Origin of the sequence: Brunnivagina elsteri CCALA 953 (genome assembly GCF_002289455.1) — a bacterium.
Lineage (GTDB): Bacteria > Cyanobacteriota > Cyanobacteriia > Cyanobacteriales > Nostocaceae > Brunnivagina > Brunnivagina elsteri.
The window spans coordinates 1-17,617 of sequence record NZ_NTFS01000096.1 but is presented as its reverse complement, the minus strand read 5'-3'; the positions used below and the strand labels follow the sequence as shown (position 1 = coordinate 17,617).

12 protein-coding genes are annotated in these 17,617 nt (G+C 39.6%); 4 read left to right on the top strand and 8 right to left on the bottom strand.

What is annotated here, in order from left to right:
* Positions 1-166: 166 nt before the first annotated feature.
* Together CK510_RS10955 and CK510_RS10950 are read right to left on the bottom strand one after the other, a co-directional pair.
* Entirely contained in the window at positions 167-1,441 is a 1,275-nt protein-coding gene (locus tag CK510_RS10955) for a mannosyltransferase family protein (protein ID WP_211293159.1), read from the bottom strand.
* An 11-nt stretch (positions 1,442-1,452) separates the two neighbouring features.
* Positions 1,453-2,889 (bottom strand): DUF2079 domain-containing protein, encoded by a 1,437-nt coding sequence (locus tag CK510_RS10950; RefSeq protein ID WP_095721737.1) that lies wholly within the window; start codon positions 2,887-2,889, stop codon positions 1,453-1,455.
* Positions 2,890-3,738: 849 nt separating this feature from the next.
* Between CK510_RS10950 and dxr the strand changes: the two genes are divergently transcribed.
* Positions 3,739-4,935 (top strand): 1-deoxy-D-xylulose-5-phosphate reductoisomerase, encoded by a 1,197-nt coding sequence (gene dxr / locus CK510_RS10945; protein WP_095721739.1) that lies wholly within the window; start codon positions 3,739-3,741, stop codon positions 4,933-4,935.
* Between the two features lie 827 nt (positions 4,936-5,762).
* Positions 5,763-5,954, top strand: coding sequence for a hypothetical protein (locus CK510_RS32335; RefSeq protein ID WP_095721736.1), 192 nt, complete (start codon positions 5,763-5,765; stop codon positions 5,952-5,954).
* Positions 5,955-6,041: 87 nt separating this feature from the next.
* Here CK510_RS32335 and CK510_RS10935 read toward each other — a convergent pair whose 3' ends face one another.
* From CK510_RS10935 to CK510_RS10905, 6 genes are all read right to left on the bottom strand, one after another.
* A complete protein-coding gene (locus tag CK510_RS10935; protein ID WP_095721735.1) occupies positions 6,042-6,536 on the bottom strand; it encodes an acyl-CoA thioesterase in 495 nt (164 codons plus the stop codon).
* 609 nt (positions 6,537-7,145) lie between these two features.
* Complete coding sequence (locus tag CK510_RS10930; RefSeq protein WP_095721734.1) at positions 7,146-7,490, bottom strand: DUF1815 family protein; 345 nt, start codon at positions 7,488-7,490, stop codon at positions 7,146-7,148.
* 1,235 nt (positions 7,491-8,725) lie between these two features.
* Positions 8,726-10,303, bottom strand: a complete 1,578-nt coding sequence (locus CK510_RS10925; RefSeq protein WP_095721733.1) for an NAD(P)H-quinone oxidoreductase subunit 4 — start codon at positions 10,301-10,303, stop codon at positions 8,726-8,728.
* A gap of 301 nt (positions 10,304-10,604) precedes the next feature.
* Positions 10,605-12,683 (bottom strand): NAD(P)H-quinone oxidoreductase subunit 5, encoded by a 2,079-nt coding sequence (locus CK510_RS10920; RefSeq protein ID WP_095721732.1) that lies wholly within the window; start codon positions 12,681-12,683, stop codon positions 10,605-10,607.
* 447 nt (positions 12,684-13,130) lie between these two features.
* Entirely contained in the window at positions 13,131-13,517 is a 387-nt protein-coding gene (locus tag CK510_RS10910; protein ID WP_095721730.1) for a thioredoxin family protein, read from the bottom strand.
* 421 nt (positions 13,518-13,938) lie between these two features.
* On the bottom strand, positions 13,939-14,655 hold the full coding sequence (locus CK510_RS10905) for an NnrU family protein (protein ID WP_095721738.1): 717 nt from the start codon (positions 14,653-14,655) through the stop codon (positions 13,939-13,941).
* A gap of 415 nt (positions 14,656-15,070) precedes the next feature.
* Between CK510_RS10905 and CK510_RS10900 the strand changes: the two genes are divergently transcribed.
* Positions 15,071-16,090, top strand: a complete 1,020-nt coding sequence (locus CK510_RS10900; RefSeq protein WP_095721729.1) for a LysR family transcriptional regulator — start codon at positions 15,071-15,073, stop codon at positions 16,088-16,090.
* Positions 16,091-16,160: 70 nt separating this feature from the next.
* Entirely contained in the window at positions 16,161-17,573 is a 1,413-nt protein-coding gene (locus CK510_RS10895) for a serine/threonine-protein kinase (RefSeq protein WP_095721728.1), read from the top strand.
* The last annotated feature ends 44 nt before the right edge of the window (positions 17,574-17,617 follow it).

Genomic DNA, 17,617 nt, shown 5'->3' with positions numbered 1-17,617 from the left:
GTCGCAAGACACTAGAAAAGATTGCTTAAAGTTACACCGTGGACTTTACTAGGTTTACCTAGATTTTTAGAAGCGGTTACTGGGTTACTGGGTTAGTCATACTGAGTGGGAGATTTTTCGTGGGGGGGGAAGAACCCGACTTCGTGGGTTAGTCGTATTTTGGATATCAACCAACCCAAAGTTCTTGGGCAAAACGCAGGGAAAAGGTAAATAGTAAAAGCGCAAAAAAGCCCAAACTCATGTAACCCCAGCGTGGATGACGGGATAGTATAATCCCAAATGCGACGATTGGGGGAACGATACCGTAAACTAAACGACTTAATGACATTGTGCCACCGGAAGCGAGAAGTAACGCAATCCCACACAATCCATAAAAGAAAGCAACGGAAGTGAGTTGACGACGACACAACCAGAGAATATAGGCACTACCAAGAACTGATACTGTATTAATTAAAGGGTCCCCTGCTAATAACCATAAACCCAGAAATAAAATACCAAATCCGTAATCTACCTTCACAGAACTGAATTTATGGCGATTTCTCCACAATAAACCCATAGAAATTGCGATCGCGATAAATATGATTGGATGGGATACGTCTTTGATATAGCCTTTTCTGTAATTATAAGTACCAATGCAGATTTGCATGAGCATTTTCCACCAACCTTGCCAATAAAAACCAAAATTAGGTCGCCAAGATTTTTGAGCGTGGATAAATGCTAAAATATCGCCATATTGTACAGCACAGTAAATACTAAAACAAAGCAAGCCTAAACCTGTAGATAAGACAGCAACGTAGGCTATGGGAGGTTTTCGTTCTTTCCAAGCTGCAAGCAGAAATGCAGGTATTAAAGCCATTCCCGTTGGACGGGATGCTGTTGCTAATGCTCCCCAAAGTGCTGTTTTAGCATACTGATTTCGATCGAATGCTCGCAATGCGGCAGTACTGAGAAGTAAATAAAGTCCTTCGGTATAAATTGCCCCTGCAAACATTGATGTGGGAAACAGGGCAGCAATTGCTACAGTCCAACGGGCAGTATTTTCACTTTGATTATGTTTTACCCAAGAGTAAAGAACTTGGAGAAAAGCCAAAAATGACAGGTTATTGACGATTACTCCTGCTGGTTGAAGGGGTAAACCAAGGCTAACTAATCCCCGTATCATTAGAGGGTAAAGCGGGAAAAATACCACATTTCCCACACCATTAGCATATTCATATCCAGAAGTTGCGATCGCTTTGTAATGGACACTATCCCAACTGTCGAATACTCCCCAATCAATTGATACTGCGGCTTTTCCTGCTTCTGGTGGTATGATTGGAGCCACTACTAACATTGCCAACCACATAATTAAGCGACTACCTAACCAGATTTTGAAAGGGAATAAAAAATCATTTCCCGCTACCTTTGTAATTTGCTTTGATACAGACTTTACACTAATCATCAATTTTGTTTTTATATTTTTTTCTCAAACAAGTAAATATCATCGCGCCGATACCTTATATTAAATTCATGGCGATTTTTGAGGAAATCCACCATCTTGCTTGCGGATTCAGGATTGTTTCCCCATCCTGGGTAACGAGTATCTAACAATATATAATTAAATTTGCTAGTTTCCTCTAATGGCTGTTCCCCATAGGCTAAATTAATCAATTGTCGATGACTGAGATGAGTTGAAATTGATGCGGTTGTGAGAACACTGCCTTTCGTTTGCACTAATGCGATCGCTTCTTTTGTCGCTTGCCAATTATCTAGCTTTTTTACATATCTGTCACCGAAGTAAGTAAACTTTGCCAAACACAAAAATCCCACCAATGACCAGATAATTATCCCCCGTTGCTTGCGTACCAATCCTTTCCCTGCTGCTAAAGTTGCGATCGCAGCTAAAAGCAAAAATGGTAATGCTGGTAGCGAATATTGATGAACCAAGTCTTTTTGAGCATCGTAGCCTGTAATTAAATTCAGCGCTATACAGGGAATTGCTGCTACCAGTGGTGTTATTCCTTCTAAGGAAATTCCCCAAAATATGGGCGCAAAAAGCAATACTAAGTAATACAAATTATCCCAGGTGATAATTTTACCCAATATCAATCCCGGTTTCAAAAGCAAATTTTTTATAATCTCAAATACCGAATTACCCAGGAAACTATATCTTCCCACAGCCGCCGCTTGTCTACCGCTAAAAGTCGGAATAATCAATCCCGATGCGATCGCAAACCAGGAAATACCTAAAATGATGGCAACAACACCACACCAACGACGCTTTTCAAACAGCAACAACCAAAAACCCATTGCCGCAACGGTAAGAGAAAGTACGGCTTTGCACGATAATATCACAATCACGCTACCGCAAAACCACCAAAAGCGCTTTTCCCTAGCACACCATACTGCTACTAGGAATGCTGGTAAGGCAATGACTTCGGGATGGAAATCGAATAAATTAGCATTAAAAATTACAGGGTATAGCAAGTAAGCAAAAGCCATTCCTGAAGCTTGCTTTTCGGTTAAACCAGCTTGACGTGACAACTTCCAAGTCGGTAAAGCTCCTATTGCTAATGCAAATGCCTGTATAAGAAATAGCCAGTAAACGCTAGGATAAATTTTATAAAGTAGTGCGATGGGATACCAAATAAAAGCCGCATGGTCTCCCAGAATGTGATATCCCATGTAGGTAGAGATTGGTTCTAATCCTTGGCTAATTAAGTAAACTCCCTGGTCAAAAATACCTAAATCGAATGCAGTTGATTGAAATAGGATATGCCGCAAGCTACTACAAGTGAAAAGAATGATACAACTAATACCAATCGTCCAAAATAAATTAGGATTAGATATGTGATTTAAATTACTCAATGATGCATTCGTAGTCAGGGGTTTTTGCGGGTTAATAGACATCAGAAAGCTTAATCAGAGTGATTATTTCGTGACTTTAGTTTAATGGTTTTGGTCTAAGAAAAGATATCAGATATTGTCTCCTACGTCCAGGCAATTTGCCATTTATTCTGAAAATAACTATTAGAATAGTACAATAAATTTGATACTAACTTATGTGGTGCTATTGCGGGTAATGGGAAAACAAGCAAAGTATTCAACTATCTAATTAAGATGCAGTTTTCTTCCTCGCAAATGTATGCGAAGTCGTTATGATTTCGCAAGCTTTCCAACATTCTAACTTAGTAGATTCAATTCATTCCCTATTTGGAATAGAAGCTACTTTCCCTGAGTAAAGTCAAACTGCGATCGCAAACGTATGCGAAGTCGTTATGATTTCGCAAGCTTTCCAACATTCTAACTTAGTAGATTCAATTCATTCCCTATTTGGAATAGAAGCTACTTTCCCTGAGTAAAGTCAAACTGCGATCGCAAACGTATGCGAAGTCGTTATGATTTCGCAAGCTTTCCAACATTCTAACTTAGTAGATTCAATTCATTCCCTATTTGGAATAGAAGCTACTTTCCCTGAGTAAAGTCAAACTGCGATCGCGAACGTATACGAAGTCGTTATGATTTCGCAAGCTTTCCAACATTGCAACTTGTAGATTCAATTTATTCCCTATTTGGAATGGAAATTACTTTCCTTGGTAAATTCAAACTGCGATCGCAATCGTATGTGAAGTCGTTATGATTTTGCAAGCGTTCCAACATTGCAACTTTGTAGATTCAATTCATTCCCTATTTGGAATGGAAATTACTTTTCTTGGTAAATTGAAAGTAAAGATATTCGTCAATACGCAAAAAAAAATTGTGAAAAAAATTACACTTCTTGGTTCCACAGGCTCAATTGGAACCCAAACTTTAGATATAGTGGCGCAAAATCCTGATAAATTCCAGGTTGTGGGGTTAGCTGCGGGAAACAATGTGGAAATGCTCGCAGCACAAATTCGTCAGTTCAAACCGGAAATTGCCGCTATTTGCGCTGAAAATAAATTACCCGCACTCAAAGAAGCAATCAAAGACATCAATCCCCAACCTATTTTACTCGCTGGAGATGCGGGAATAATTGAAGTAGCGCGATATGGCGACTCTGAAAGCGTAATCACAGGTATCGTCGGTTGTGCAGGTTTACTACCAACCATCGCAGCAATCAAAGCGGGTAAAAATATTGCCCTGGCAAACAAAGAAACCTTGATTGCAGGTGGTCCTGTAGTTCTGCCTTTAGTCGCTGAATATGGTGTAAAATTATTACCTGCTGACTCCGAACATTCCGCCATATTTCAATGTCTGCAAGGTATCCCCCAAGGCAGTTTAAGAAAGATTATTTTGACAGCTTCAGGTGGTGCTTTTCGCGACTGGGCAGTTGAAGATTTAGCGAATGTTACGGTAGCTGATGCACTGAAACATCCGAATTGGTCTATGGGACGAAAAATCACGGTTGATTCTGCGACTTTGATGAACAAGGGTTTGGAAGTAATCGAAGCGCATTATTTATTTGGAAAAGACTACGATGATATTGAAATTGTCATCCATCCGCAAAGTATTATTCATTCACTCATAGAGCTTCAAGATACCTCAGTATTAGCACAGTTGGGCTGGGCAGATATGCGCTTACCGTTGTTATATGCAATGTCCTACCCCGAACGAATTCATACCGATTGGGAACGTTTAAATTTAGTCAAAGCTGGAAATTTAACCTTCCGTGAACCCGATCATCATAAATATCCTTGCATGAATTTAGCATATGCAGCAGGTCGATCTGGTGGTTCCATGCCTGCGGTTTTAAATGCAGCAAACGAACAAGCTGTAGCTATGTTTTTAGATGAGAAAATCAAGTTTCTAGATATACCAAAAGTCATCGAAATAGCTTGCGATCGCCATCAATCCGATAACCGCTCAAATCCTTGTTTAGAAGACATTCTGACAGCCGATAACTGGGCAAGAAATGAAGTAATAAATGCAACTAAGCAATTAGAAAATAGTCCGCAAGTCATTTCTTTGCGCTAACAAATTATAACAAGTGTTCAGTTTCAAGACTGAACGCTTGAGTCTTAGGGGAACACCAATAAATAAATTCTCCTTTTATTGTAGGGGAACCCACGGTTGTTTGCCTTTATTTATATTGCATCTAAGGATTTGTGTAAAAATAACCTGAACAATTTTTTATGTGAAAGCTATATTTAGCAAGCTATTCCAAATAAATTTTGTACAACTTATTTTTATATGATGCCTAAGCGAAAATACTATGTATAGTTGGGAGATTTTATCTTATGGAAGTCACTAGGTTCTATCTTCCTCGTGATAGTTTAATTCCGGAATCATAACTAAAAAATTGTAGTTATTATTAAACTTATTTATCTAGCCCAATTCAGCAATTACATCTAAATTAATCTAAATTAATTACCTAATTATGTAAGAGGAACGAAGCATGGCATTCACAGACACTTTTCAAACAACCTCTAAACAAATATTTCGCTAATTTCCATAGATTAACATCAATAATTAGCCATTATTTGAGGAATATATTTGATTGATACTAACTATTAGTGATAGCAACGAAAACTAAGCACAGCCATAAGAGAAAATCAATGTTTCACACTATACTAGTTAATACTGAAAAATTTTTATACTATTATCATATTCTTGGTAAACTCATTGATACTCTATATGCTCTAAAATACGAGTAATTATTTATTTTTAAAACCAATGAATTGTAGTATATTTTACTTTAATTGACTTGAAGAAAAATCATTCTTACTCAATATCGGGACTTTTCATACCAAACTGGAAATTTTAATACTTAAAACTGGCAATCAATCAAGGAATCAATATATATGTTTTTTGCATTAATCATTGCTTGGATTGTTTTTACAATTTTGCTTAAAATTATAAAAACCACCGTCATCAATGCGTTAATAATTGCGGGAGTCGTTTTTTTACTGCAAGTGGGTTATGGTATTACATTAAGAGATATTTTGAACTTTCTAGTCCAATTACCCCAGCAATTTTCCCAATCAGGTAAATAAGTAATATATAAGGGCTGGGTATTCCAGCCCTACGAATGATACGATTGATAATTATATAATTGAGATATTTTATTTTCTGGAAATCACCTAATTATTCCAATTCGGAATTTTTGTGAGTGCATCTTTAACATTTGCGGGAAGTTGACGCATAATTTTACCCCGTTCCCGATCCACAGCAACCAAAGTCACCTTTGCAGTGATGTACAATTCCTTTCTATCTTCCGATTCCAGCGCGTAATCCCAATTAATGCGAACTCCCTTCAATTCCTCCATCCGGGTTTTGAGAACAGCAGTCATACCCATCCGTAGAGAACGATGGTAGCGTACTGACAAATCAACAACAGGTAAATCGCAACCCAATGCGACTAAATCAGCAAAATTCACACCAAGCGATCGCAAATATTCAACCCTTGCTTCCTCCAACCAAGTCAGATAAGTACCATGCCAAACAATACCAGCATAATCTGTATGGTGTGGATGAACCCGCACGGGATACTCAAACCAATGCTCGAATGTAGCTTTATAGGAACTAGTAATAGCACTGGTTGGTAAAGGGTTTTGATTTATTTTTTCTTCAGACATCTTCAAACTTCTTAGAAAATATAAGCGAGTTACAATACCTGAATTAGCATAACAATAAACAGGAAGATAAAAACTCTGCTATTTGAAGTAATTCGATTAGCCCAAAATAGTCAAAATCCTTAATTTTTAGGTGTTTTATGACTTTGAATACTGAATTCTATATTCTGTATTCTGAGCATTTGTACTAATCACAAATAATTTATTTCTTTAATCAAGCAATCTTAGCACAGCGAGTAATCTTACTTCAGTCAAATATTCGACTCGAAATATTATCATAACCCCATCGTTTGTTTAGATGCGAACCTACCTACTCGCTGGATGCTACAGACGCTTTCAGTGAACCCACAGCTAAGGGTTTGAGTTTAACAATTAAATTTAACAATTTAAACTTAATAGCCTGCTTTGACGCTTACATAGAGTAACAATTGACACATTATAAAACAAAAACAACACCCGAACAAAAATTCGGTTTCAGGATGACAGCTAAGGACTAAAAGCCAATAGACTAAATATTATTCGATATTTATTCTAATGAGCAATTAGTGATTCCCAGCATTTCGTGTTTAATCATCTCCTTACTTTCCAGTACTTCGGTAAAGAAATACATCTTTAGTACTTCCTTGCAAGGGCTTTGTTCCCATTACTAGCCTGCATTGAATGCTTAACTATATTAGCTAGTTCTTGTAACTGATTAACAGCCTCAGCTCCCTCTAACTTCATTAGTTCGCGATCGTCGCGCATTTCAGTCCAGGTAATCCCATAGTCTGACACCAAGAACCGAATCAGGTGGTTTTCACCTAGACTCACCATAAATGAAGCACTGTTCATTTGGTTCCCACAGGTATAACAGGATGCAGGATAACCGCGACGTTCCATAACGATAGCGAGCGCTTGTAGGTTCATCACCAAGTCTTGAACGAATTGTCTATGCTCTTGGGCTAATCTCAGAAACACTGATGTCCTCCTAACACTACATGTGATCGGTGTATTTTAGATTTTCTTTAGACTTTCTCATCAGCTGGTATTGTAAACTAAACATTACAAATTCCAGATTTTTCGGATTTCCCACACTGACTACTTGATTAAAGTAGTTTATGGAAATTTTTGTTGCCGTATCAAACTATTCACTTTAACGACTCAATATATCGGACAGAATATTTAAGTTTAAGTTTCTCTTTATCTAATTTCTGTCAGGTATAGATGGCGAGTTGTATTTAAATCCGCCTTTAGACTAACTCAGAACGAGTACATGTCAAGGGCAGAAAAGCTACAAATAGCACAATAATTCACAGTCAATGGTAATTAGTGTTACATTTTGCAATCTGCCGTAGCATTGAACTTTTTCCGGCTGCCAATGGATAGATAACCATTGTCTGTTATCTAGTCGTAACTTTAAATCAGTAGATTTTCAGTTCACTGTACATGTATAATTACATATAGATATAATTACTGCCTACTGACTGTTATTTGGTGAACCTTCAAACGACTAAGAGCATTTCTACATCAGTATGTAATCTGTCTGAATTAAACCGAGAACTATCAGTTTAATTGACCCTACCCACTGAGTGCAGTCTATTTACCTTGTAGTTTTATTTGTTGTTGAATTAGAATCTGATGTTTTCTTGTACGGTTGCTAGCCGTAAGATGCTTACACTACCTAATTAATAATCCCTAAGTCAACCCCAAAGTTGTCTAACTAATAAATTCAAGATAACTAAGCAAAAGCTAAGAATGTTGCCATTTCGGCAGAAGCTTCTTAAGATTTTCTTAAAAAGTATTGATAGTTACCAAATTTATGGTATAAGCTCTGGGGCGTGCCCTAAACCCTTCTTCAGATTGAGAGCGACGTGGTAGCAATTTTTTCAAGTCTCCGGGTTACAATCATGCAAAATCAATCAAGAATACTTGATGTTGCGTGGTTTTAAAAATATAATTTATTCTACTATGAAACATTAATTATTCTGAACTTCGAGTATATTATGCAACATATTGCCAAAAATAATAGAAAAGAAGAATTCAGAGGTATCACAGATGGTCAATCAGAAGCGAAGAAGCAAGCTACTTCACGAATACAGCTTGGTTGTTCTGGCTCCTGACTACTGAATTATTTCTTGATAAAAGTAGAGACGCGATAAATATAGTGTGATTTATCGCGTCTCTGTATTTAAAGAACTAATTAGATTTTCTGATTATTTAACACCAATTATTGGCGCACTTAAAGAAACGGCAGTTTTTTCCCTTTGGAGTGCGATCGCAGGTACGGAATCGCGCAATCGAGCTGTTAGCTGTACGGTAGTGGCATCATACACTTGAGTCAAGATTTTGGGATACAAACCAATACCGATAATTGGGATTAACAAACAAGCAATGATGAAAACTTCACGGGGTTCAGCGTCAATAAGTGCTTGATGGGAAACCAGTTCTTCGTTTTCTTCACCGTAGAAGATTTCCCGTAGCATTGACAGCAGATAAATTGGTGTGAGAATTACCCCAACTGCCATCAAGAATATGACAATGACTTTAAATGTGGGATTATAAGCATCGCTAGTGGCAAAACCGACGAATATCATTAATTCGGCAACAAAACCACTCATCCCCGGCAATGCCAAAGATGCCATCGAACAGGTAGTAAACATGGCAAAAATCTTTTGCATCCGCTTACCAATACCACCCATTTCATCCAACATTAGGGTGTGAGTGCGATCGTATGTTGCACCAACCAGAAAGAACAAGCTTGCCCCAATTAATCCGTGGGAAATCATTTGCAATACAGCCCCACTCATGCCTAAATCGGTAAACGAAGCAATCCCGATAATAACAAATCCCATATGGGAAATTGATGAGTAGGCGATTTTGCGCTTGAGGTTGCGCTGGGCAAACGAAGTTAATGCGGCGTAGATGATATTTACCACCCCCAAAATCACCAGAACTGGGGCAAAATATGCATGGGCATCGGGAAGCATTTGAGCATTCATCCGAATCAAGGCATATCCACCCATTTTCAGGAGAATACCAGCCAGCAGCATGTGAACTGGTGCTGTGGCTTCACCGTGGGCATCTGGGAGCCAGGTATGCAAGGGGATGATCGGTAATTTAACCGCATAGGCAATCAAAAATCCCCCATAAAGCAGCAGTTGCAGGTTGAGGGCAATATCCTTGAGTGCGATCGCGTGCATGTCGAATGTCACCGTATTGCCATAGAAGCCCATTGTCAATGCGCCCAGCAATATGAATAACGAACCACCTGCTGTATATAGAATAAACTTGGTTGCTGCGTACTGCCGCTTTTTACCACCCCAAATTGATAGCAAAAAGTAAACGGGTACAAGTTCCAGTTCCCATACTAGGAAAAACAACAGCATGTCCTGCACTGCGAACACAGCAATTTGTCCACCGTACATCGCCAAAATCAAGAAGTAGAAGAGTTTTGGCTTTAGTGTGACGGGCCAAGCTGCTAAAATCGCCAGGGTTGTAATGAATCCAGTCAAAATAATCAGGGGCATGGATAAACCATCTGCCCCTACCGACCAATTCAAACCCAGTTGGGGAACCCAGGGATAGCTTTCAACCAACTGTAAATCTGGATTGCTAAAGTCATACCTGGTATAAAAGGCACTGACTATAAGTGCGAAATCAATGAGTCCGACTATTAGAGCGAACCAACGCACGGTTTTACCGTCTTTATCCGGGATGATGGGTACTATTAGGGATGCCACAATGGGCAAAAGAATAATCGTCGTCAGCCACGGGAAATTAGCTGTATTCATCGGAAGTGTCTTAGTAATGAATAATGAAGTTCGGCTATCATCACTAGCTATTTACTAGCAGTTTTTTTTGGCTTCGATCTTATTTATAAGTTTGATTTAATAAAAGTCAAAAAATATGAAGGCTGTTGGAGTATAACTTTACTTATTAGTTAAATATTATTAAGTTTTTTTAACAAAATTGTATCTTCCCTTGGAGTTAAGTTTTACCAGAATCCAGACAAAAAAAGCCTGCATTAGCAAGCTTTAATTATTTTATTTGTCCGCCAACACCCAAATACTGAGTGTTGGCATCAAAGCAATATCAAGTCACACCGAAGAAAATTACTAATGCTAAGACTGCGCCAAACACAATCAAAGCATAGAATTGGGCGCGACCATTTTCGATATATTTCAAACCTTCGCCACTGACGAGGGTAAAGAAACCTGTGAGGTTGACAGCACCATCGACAACCCGAAAGTCAACTTCCATGACTTGACGGGCAAGACGACGCAAGCCCAAAACAAAGACTTTGTGGTAAATATCGTCAAAATACCACTTGTTGAGGGAAAGCTCGTATAGGGGTTTGATTTGATTTGCGATCGCACTGGGGTCAATTTTCTTCATCAAGTACATCAATGAAGCCAGGGTAATCCCAATTAAGGAAATACCCACCGAACTACCAGCCATCACGTAAAACTCGTTGATGTCAAATTCGGCAGTTTTTTCCATCACTTCCGCCAAAGTTTCGTTGGGGGAGTAAATAAACTGCTCGAAGTAATTGGCAAATGGTGTACCTAGCAAACCAATCAAAATCGAAGGAATCGCCAACACAGCCAAGGGGAACGTCATTGTCCAAGGAGATTCGTGGGGTTCATTGCTGTGGTCATCGTGATTTCCAGCACCAGTTGCAGATAATTCGCCCTGCTTCATGGCTCCAGGACCAAAATTAGGTGCAAGGGCTTCACCTTCAACTAGGATTGTGGCAGCTTTTTGCAGCTTGGCGATGATTTTTTTATCTGTACCCCGGAATCCACCTTCAAATGTGGAGAAATACATCCGAAACATGTAAAACGCGGTAATCCCGGCAGTTGCATAGCCGACAAACCACAGTAACGGATTTGCCGCAAATGCCGCACCGAGAATTTCATCCTTCGACCAAAAACCAGCAAAAGGAGGAATACCGGAAATCGCCAAACAACCAATTAAGAAGGTAAAACTGGTAACTGGCATGTATTTCCGCAATCCACCCATCAACCGCATATCTTGCGCCAAAGCCGGATTATGACCGACAACATCTTCCATCCCGTGGATAACCGAACCCGAACCCAAGAACAGCATCGCTTTGAAGTAAGCGTGGGTCATTAGGTGGAAAAGTCCAGCACTGTATGCACCAACTCCCATCGCCATCACCATGTAACCAAGTTGGGAGATGGTGGAATAAGCCAAACCTTTCTTGATGTCGTTTTGGGTAATTGCGATCGTTGCCCCCAAAAACGCTGTAAACGCACCCGTATAGGCAATTACATTCATTGCTACGGGCACATGTTCAAATACAGGATACATTCTCGCAACTAGAAATACACCTGCTGCTACCATTGTGGCGGCGTGAATCAGGGCAGAAATAGGTGTAGGACCTTCCATTGCATCTGGAAGCCAAACATGCAAGGGGAATTGTGCCGATTTGGCAACTGGACCCAGAAAAACTAAAATCGCCAGCAAGATGGCAAGAAAATTGCTTATTGAGCCATTCGCAACTAGTTCTGCGAGTCTGCTGCCCATGACATCAAACTCGAAACTTCCAGTCGCCCAAAATAGTCCTAAAATTCCTAAAAGCAAACCAAAGTCACCGACACGGTTGGTGACAAACGCCTTTTGACAGGCATCTGCTGCTGCCTTGCGATCGTACCAAAAACCCACTAATAGGTAGGAACACATGCCTACCAATTCCCAGAAAATATAAATCTGGACGAGATTAGGACTAATCACTAAACCCAACATCGATGAGCCAAACAAGCTGAGATACGAGTAAAAACGGACATAGCCTGGGTCGTGCGCCATGTAGCCATCGGTATATATCATTACCAATAATGCTACGGTGGTGACAACGACCAACATCATGGCTGTCAAGTGGTCAATCGTATAACCCATACTGAGGTGAAAATTACCTGCTGAAGCCCATTCAAAGATATAGGTGTAGGATGGATGTCCTTGAATTTGGCTCCATAGTATTGCGATCGACAACCCCATTGCCGCCCCCATCAGTGAGATGATAAGTGCGGCGTTGAGCTGTCGCAGGCGATTTGTCACCTGATTCAACGAGATTAATCCTAGCCCAACCAGTATTGCCCCAAGCAGTGGGAGTACCGGAATTAGCCAGGCATACTGATAGATTACTTCCATCACTGACGCCTACTTTTATAATTCTTGATTAAGTTGTCGGAACTGTTAATAATTGTGACACACACCTTTTAGCATAAAATACTCCACCAGAACAGTGTCGGGTGGAGTGATTAAGCTTGGCTTTAGGTTTTGAACCAGATTTTGTACTGTATCCTGAGTCCTGATTTTGAGTCCTCTATTCTGAGTCCTAAATTTTGAGTCTTGTATGCCAAGACACAATTTTTTTTCTTCTAATTCTAATAAGAAATAGCTCAGTAGCACCAAAAATTTACCTCAGGACTTATAACTCTATTTCAAACTTAACTCATGATTCAGTCATTGACACAGACAAGTTTGATTGGAGCATATATTCCCGCAACTGTTGCATCACAATTGATAATACTTTTTATTATTAATCGTAAATTTATGAGCCAGTTAAACAGGGTATGGGTTTTGAACAGTTGGACTTTAGAGTGAGGTACACTCTAAATTTGTCGGTATTGGTTGGTTATACTTTTTAGGAAACTTGGTGTAGTGAGTTTTGATTTCTTCTAAAGCTAATAACAAATCATCACGTCCACGAAATCCTTCTACTCTTTGTCGGACATTCCCATCCTCAATCAGAAGTAAGGTTGGCAGTGATTTCAGCCTATAGGTGTTGGACAACTTAAAATTTTCATCGGCATTAATTCCAACTAGTTTAATTTCTCCTTCACATTCGGTTTTAAATTGCAATAATAACGGATGAATAACCCGACACAAACCGCACCAAGGGGCTTCAAAATTGACTAAAACGGGAATAGGTGATTCTAAAACTTCTTGATTAAATGTGCGCTCAGTAACCGACAACACCATGACGCCTCTAAGACTATAGGTTTTTTATATCACATAGCTATCAGTAAAAGTCATATTTGGGAGATGTACTAGGTTTCAATCGTAAAATTCTATTAAGGAAAGGATTCATTTGTTTAACCACTACCAACTTCCTTTAATGGGTAAATGACTACCAACCATCAAAAGTTAAGCGATCGCTCAGTTCATCTTAGTCCTAAGCCAGCAAGTATCCATAACGGGAAAGTATTGATGCTAAAGGAGTATCGGACTGTTGGTCGATCCAAAAGAGTGAATTTTCTTTCTTGCTATGGTTAGTAGTTTCTCCCAGCCCTAAACTGATAGCTATTTCAATTTATCGTACATTGATTCTGCTGTAATTGCCGAAAACAAGTTACATCCAACATGCTTCTAATAACGGTTGTCAAGCTTGTTTGTGTCAGATTTAAAATTGAATTTTACTGGTTGACTCCATCAACAAGGGGTGTAGCCACCAAAGTAATAACACAAAAGCAGTAATACCAAGATAAGCAGGGCTGATAAATTCTTGCCATTTGAGGGACTGACGACCATCAATGACTGCTAACAGGGGAATGATGCTTGTGCGCTGTTTAACTGCTTCAAAGGCTTCACCATAGCGTGCTAGTAGTCTTCTATCGCCATGCCAAACCCCAAACAAATGGTGCAAAATTAGCCCCAATGATGTCACAAAAGTAAACGTGGTACCTAACCATAGAGTATGGGCAATACACCACATAACTTGTCCTACCATTTGTGGATGTCGGGTGATGCGAATTATCCCAGTTTCGTAGAGATGAACTTGGGGCTTTTGAATGGCAGCAACTTCTAGTAGATTGAATGTGGCAGGATACAAAAATAAAAATGAGATTGCCGATAACACCCAAACAACAGTTTGCACCCCGACTAGTCCTTGAACTTGCCAGAGTTGCAAACCATCATAGCGGTGGTTAAAAAAGTAAATAATCAAGATAGCAGCCAAAGGCAGGCTGATTAAGGCAAAGATGATGCGATATAACCTTGCACCAATGTATTTTTCTGCCCAAGGACGCAATGCAGCTCCTCCACTGTGAGCGATCGCAAATAATATTTGTAATCCCAGCATCAAAAAATGACTGGGTGTCAGCCAAGTTGGTAGCATCAAAGACATAGGTGAATAATTTTAAAGCAAACTTAATTCTTGTATTACCAATACCACTAAAGTATTGAAAGGTGAAATAGTTACCGGGGTCGGTTTCCGTCCCGGCAAACTATTGTAGCTTGCTTCTCGCGGAGCGAGTACCCGAAGGGTGAATCAGTTGCTGAGGTGGCTTTTCATCCCAACATTCATCGAGTAATGTAGCTTGCTACTTACAAACATCAAACAACAGAAACGAAAGAAGCCTGTGTACCCAAAGGTTCTATAGGGTGACTTTAGTGAATATGTTATGTTACTGTCTTTTTCGGTGTGAAGTCTCCAAATTAACTAAGATGCAATAATCCGCGTCCTGCCAGATCAAACTGACACCCGCACTTTGTTCCTCGAATGCTGCTCCTTTCCCGTTAGTGTGTCGAGCCTTATGTCTGACCTTCCTTTTACTTTAGATCAGTTACGTATCCTGAAAGCGATCGCCGCAGAAGGGAGCTTCAAGCGAGCTGCCGATAGTCTCTACGTCTCGCAACCTGCCGTCAGTTTGCAAGTGCAAAATTTAGAGCGGCAACTTGATGTTCCTTTATTTGACCGTGGTGGAAGACGGGCACAGTTAACCGAAGCTGGACATTTACTTCTTGGCTACGGTGAAAAAATACTCAGTCTGTGTCAAGAAACTTGTCGCGCGATCGATGATTTACAAAATCTCCAAGGTGGTACTCTCATTGTCGGTGCTTCCCAAACCACTGGCACTTATCTTTTGCCACGCATGATTGGTCTGTTTCGGCAAAAATACGCCGATGTCGCAGTCCAATTACATGTTCACTCAACCCGTCGCACTGCATGGAGTGTTGCCAATGGTCAAGTCGATTTAGCAATTATTGGGGGTGAAATACCAGGGGAACTTGCTGAGTCTTTGGAAATTGTCTCCTATGCTGAAGACGAACTCGTACTGATTCTACCCATAACCCATCCTTTCGCAAAACTTGAAAAAATTCAAAGAGAAGATTTATATAAACTCCAATTCATTGCTTTAGATTCCCAATCTACAATTCGTAAAGTTATCGATCAAGTACTATCGCGCTGCGATATCGACACGCGACGCTTCCGAATTGAAATGGAATTAAACTCCATCGAAGCAATTAAAAATGCCGTACAATCTGGACTAGGAGCAGCATTTGTTTCGACATCAGCCATTACCAAAGAATTGCAAATGGGAGTACTTCACTCCACACCTATCGAAGGTGTGGTTGTGAAACGCACTTTATGGTTGATTTTTAACCCTAACCGTTACCGTTCCAAAGCTGCTGAAGCTTTTAGTCAGGAAATTTTACCCCAATTTGCAACCCCTGGCTGGAATCAGCAAGTAATCAAAGCATCACGTCGGGAGATAGTCGTAACTACAGTTGATACTGTAGATGCTGAAGTATCCACCTCTAGCGAGGATTAAAATTTAGTCATTGGTTATTTGTAATGCCCAATAACCAATGCCCAATGACTAATACCTGTTAATTCATAATATGGAAGTTTACTGCACTCGTCCCCACTGTCCACGACCACAAAACTACTTTCCTGACCTTGATAATACGGCAACGCTACGAACTGTACAGCAGAAATTCTGTTCAACCTGTGGAATGCCATTGATTTTAGCTGGTCGTTATATACCCACTAAGCAATTAGGAAGAGGAGGTTTTGGTGCAGCATTTTTGGCACGCGATCGCTATACTCCTGTGATGCGTGAATGTGTAGTTAAACAGTTTTTTCCAGCAGGTAATTTAACTCCCGCACAACTAAAAATTGCTCTCGATTTATTTGAACGGGAAGCAACAGTTTTAGAGGAGATTGGCAACCAAAACGACCAAATACCCGATTTATTTGCTTATTTTCCAGTTATAGTTGAAGGTTCTTCTCCTGGACAACAGGAGCAATTTTTCTATTTGGTTCAAGAATATATCGACGGTTTAAATCTCGAAGAAGAACTAGCACAAAAAGGTAGTTTTTCCGAACCTGAAATTGTCGAGGTGTTGCGGGAGATTCTCAAAGTTCTGGATTTTGTCCACCACAAAGATATTATCCACCGCGATATTAAGCCCTCGAATATTATGCGCGACAAAAACGGTAGACTGTTCCTACTGGATTTTGGTGCTGTGAAACAAGTTACGAAGTCAGCTAATACTGCTTCTACAGGTATCTACTCACAAGGATTTGCACCACCAGAACAAATTTCCGGTGGACAAGTTTTCCCATCCAGTGATTTATACGCTTTGGCAGTAACTATTATTACTTTGTTGACTAATAAAGACGCAACACAACTATTTGATGGTTTTAGCAATCAATGGCAATGGCAAAACCATACTAATGTTAGTCCGTATCTTGCTAAAATTCTCAATAAAATGCTGCAAAATGCGGCTAACAAACGCTTTCAATCAGCCTCGCAAATATTGGAAGCATTGAAAAATGTAGGGAATTCTCAACCAAGCTCCAAACAAGCAGCAATTAACCCACAAACAACAGCAACCCAAATTAATAATCCAGTAAATAATCCAGGAAATAATCCGCCATCGGTTCCCAAGCAAAGAGCATCAGTACAACAATTCTCAACAATAGAGATGCTGGTAGGAGCCGGATTTAGTGGTTTTCAGGGTGGATTGATTGCGATCGCACTAATCAGTCTGGTAAAGTCTCCAATAGTAGCTCTATTAATATCCGGCGCTATTTTAACCATACTCATCTATGCCCAAACTAGACGCTGGCTGGAACGTTTTGATTTATTAATTATTCCAACAATTACTTTTGCAATAATTTATTTTGTACCATTATTACAAGCAAATTTAGGTATCCAAACAGTTATAATTTTATCAGGTGCAGCAGGTTTAGTTGCGATTGCCTTAACTTCATTATTCTGGGTCATAGGAGATTTTTTGATTAGTTAAGTTGTTAGTAATATTCGATTAAAATTTAGTTAAATAAGTAGTGA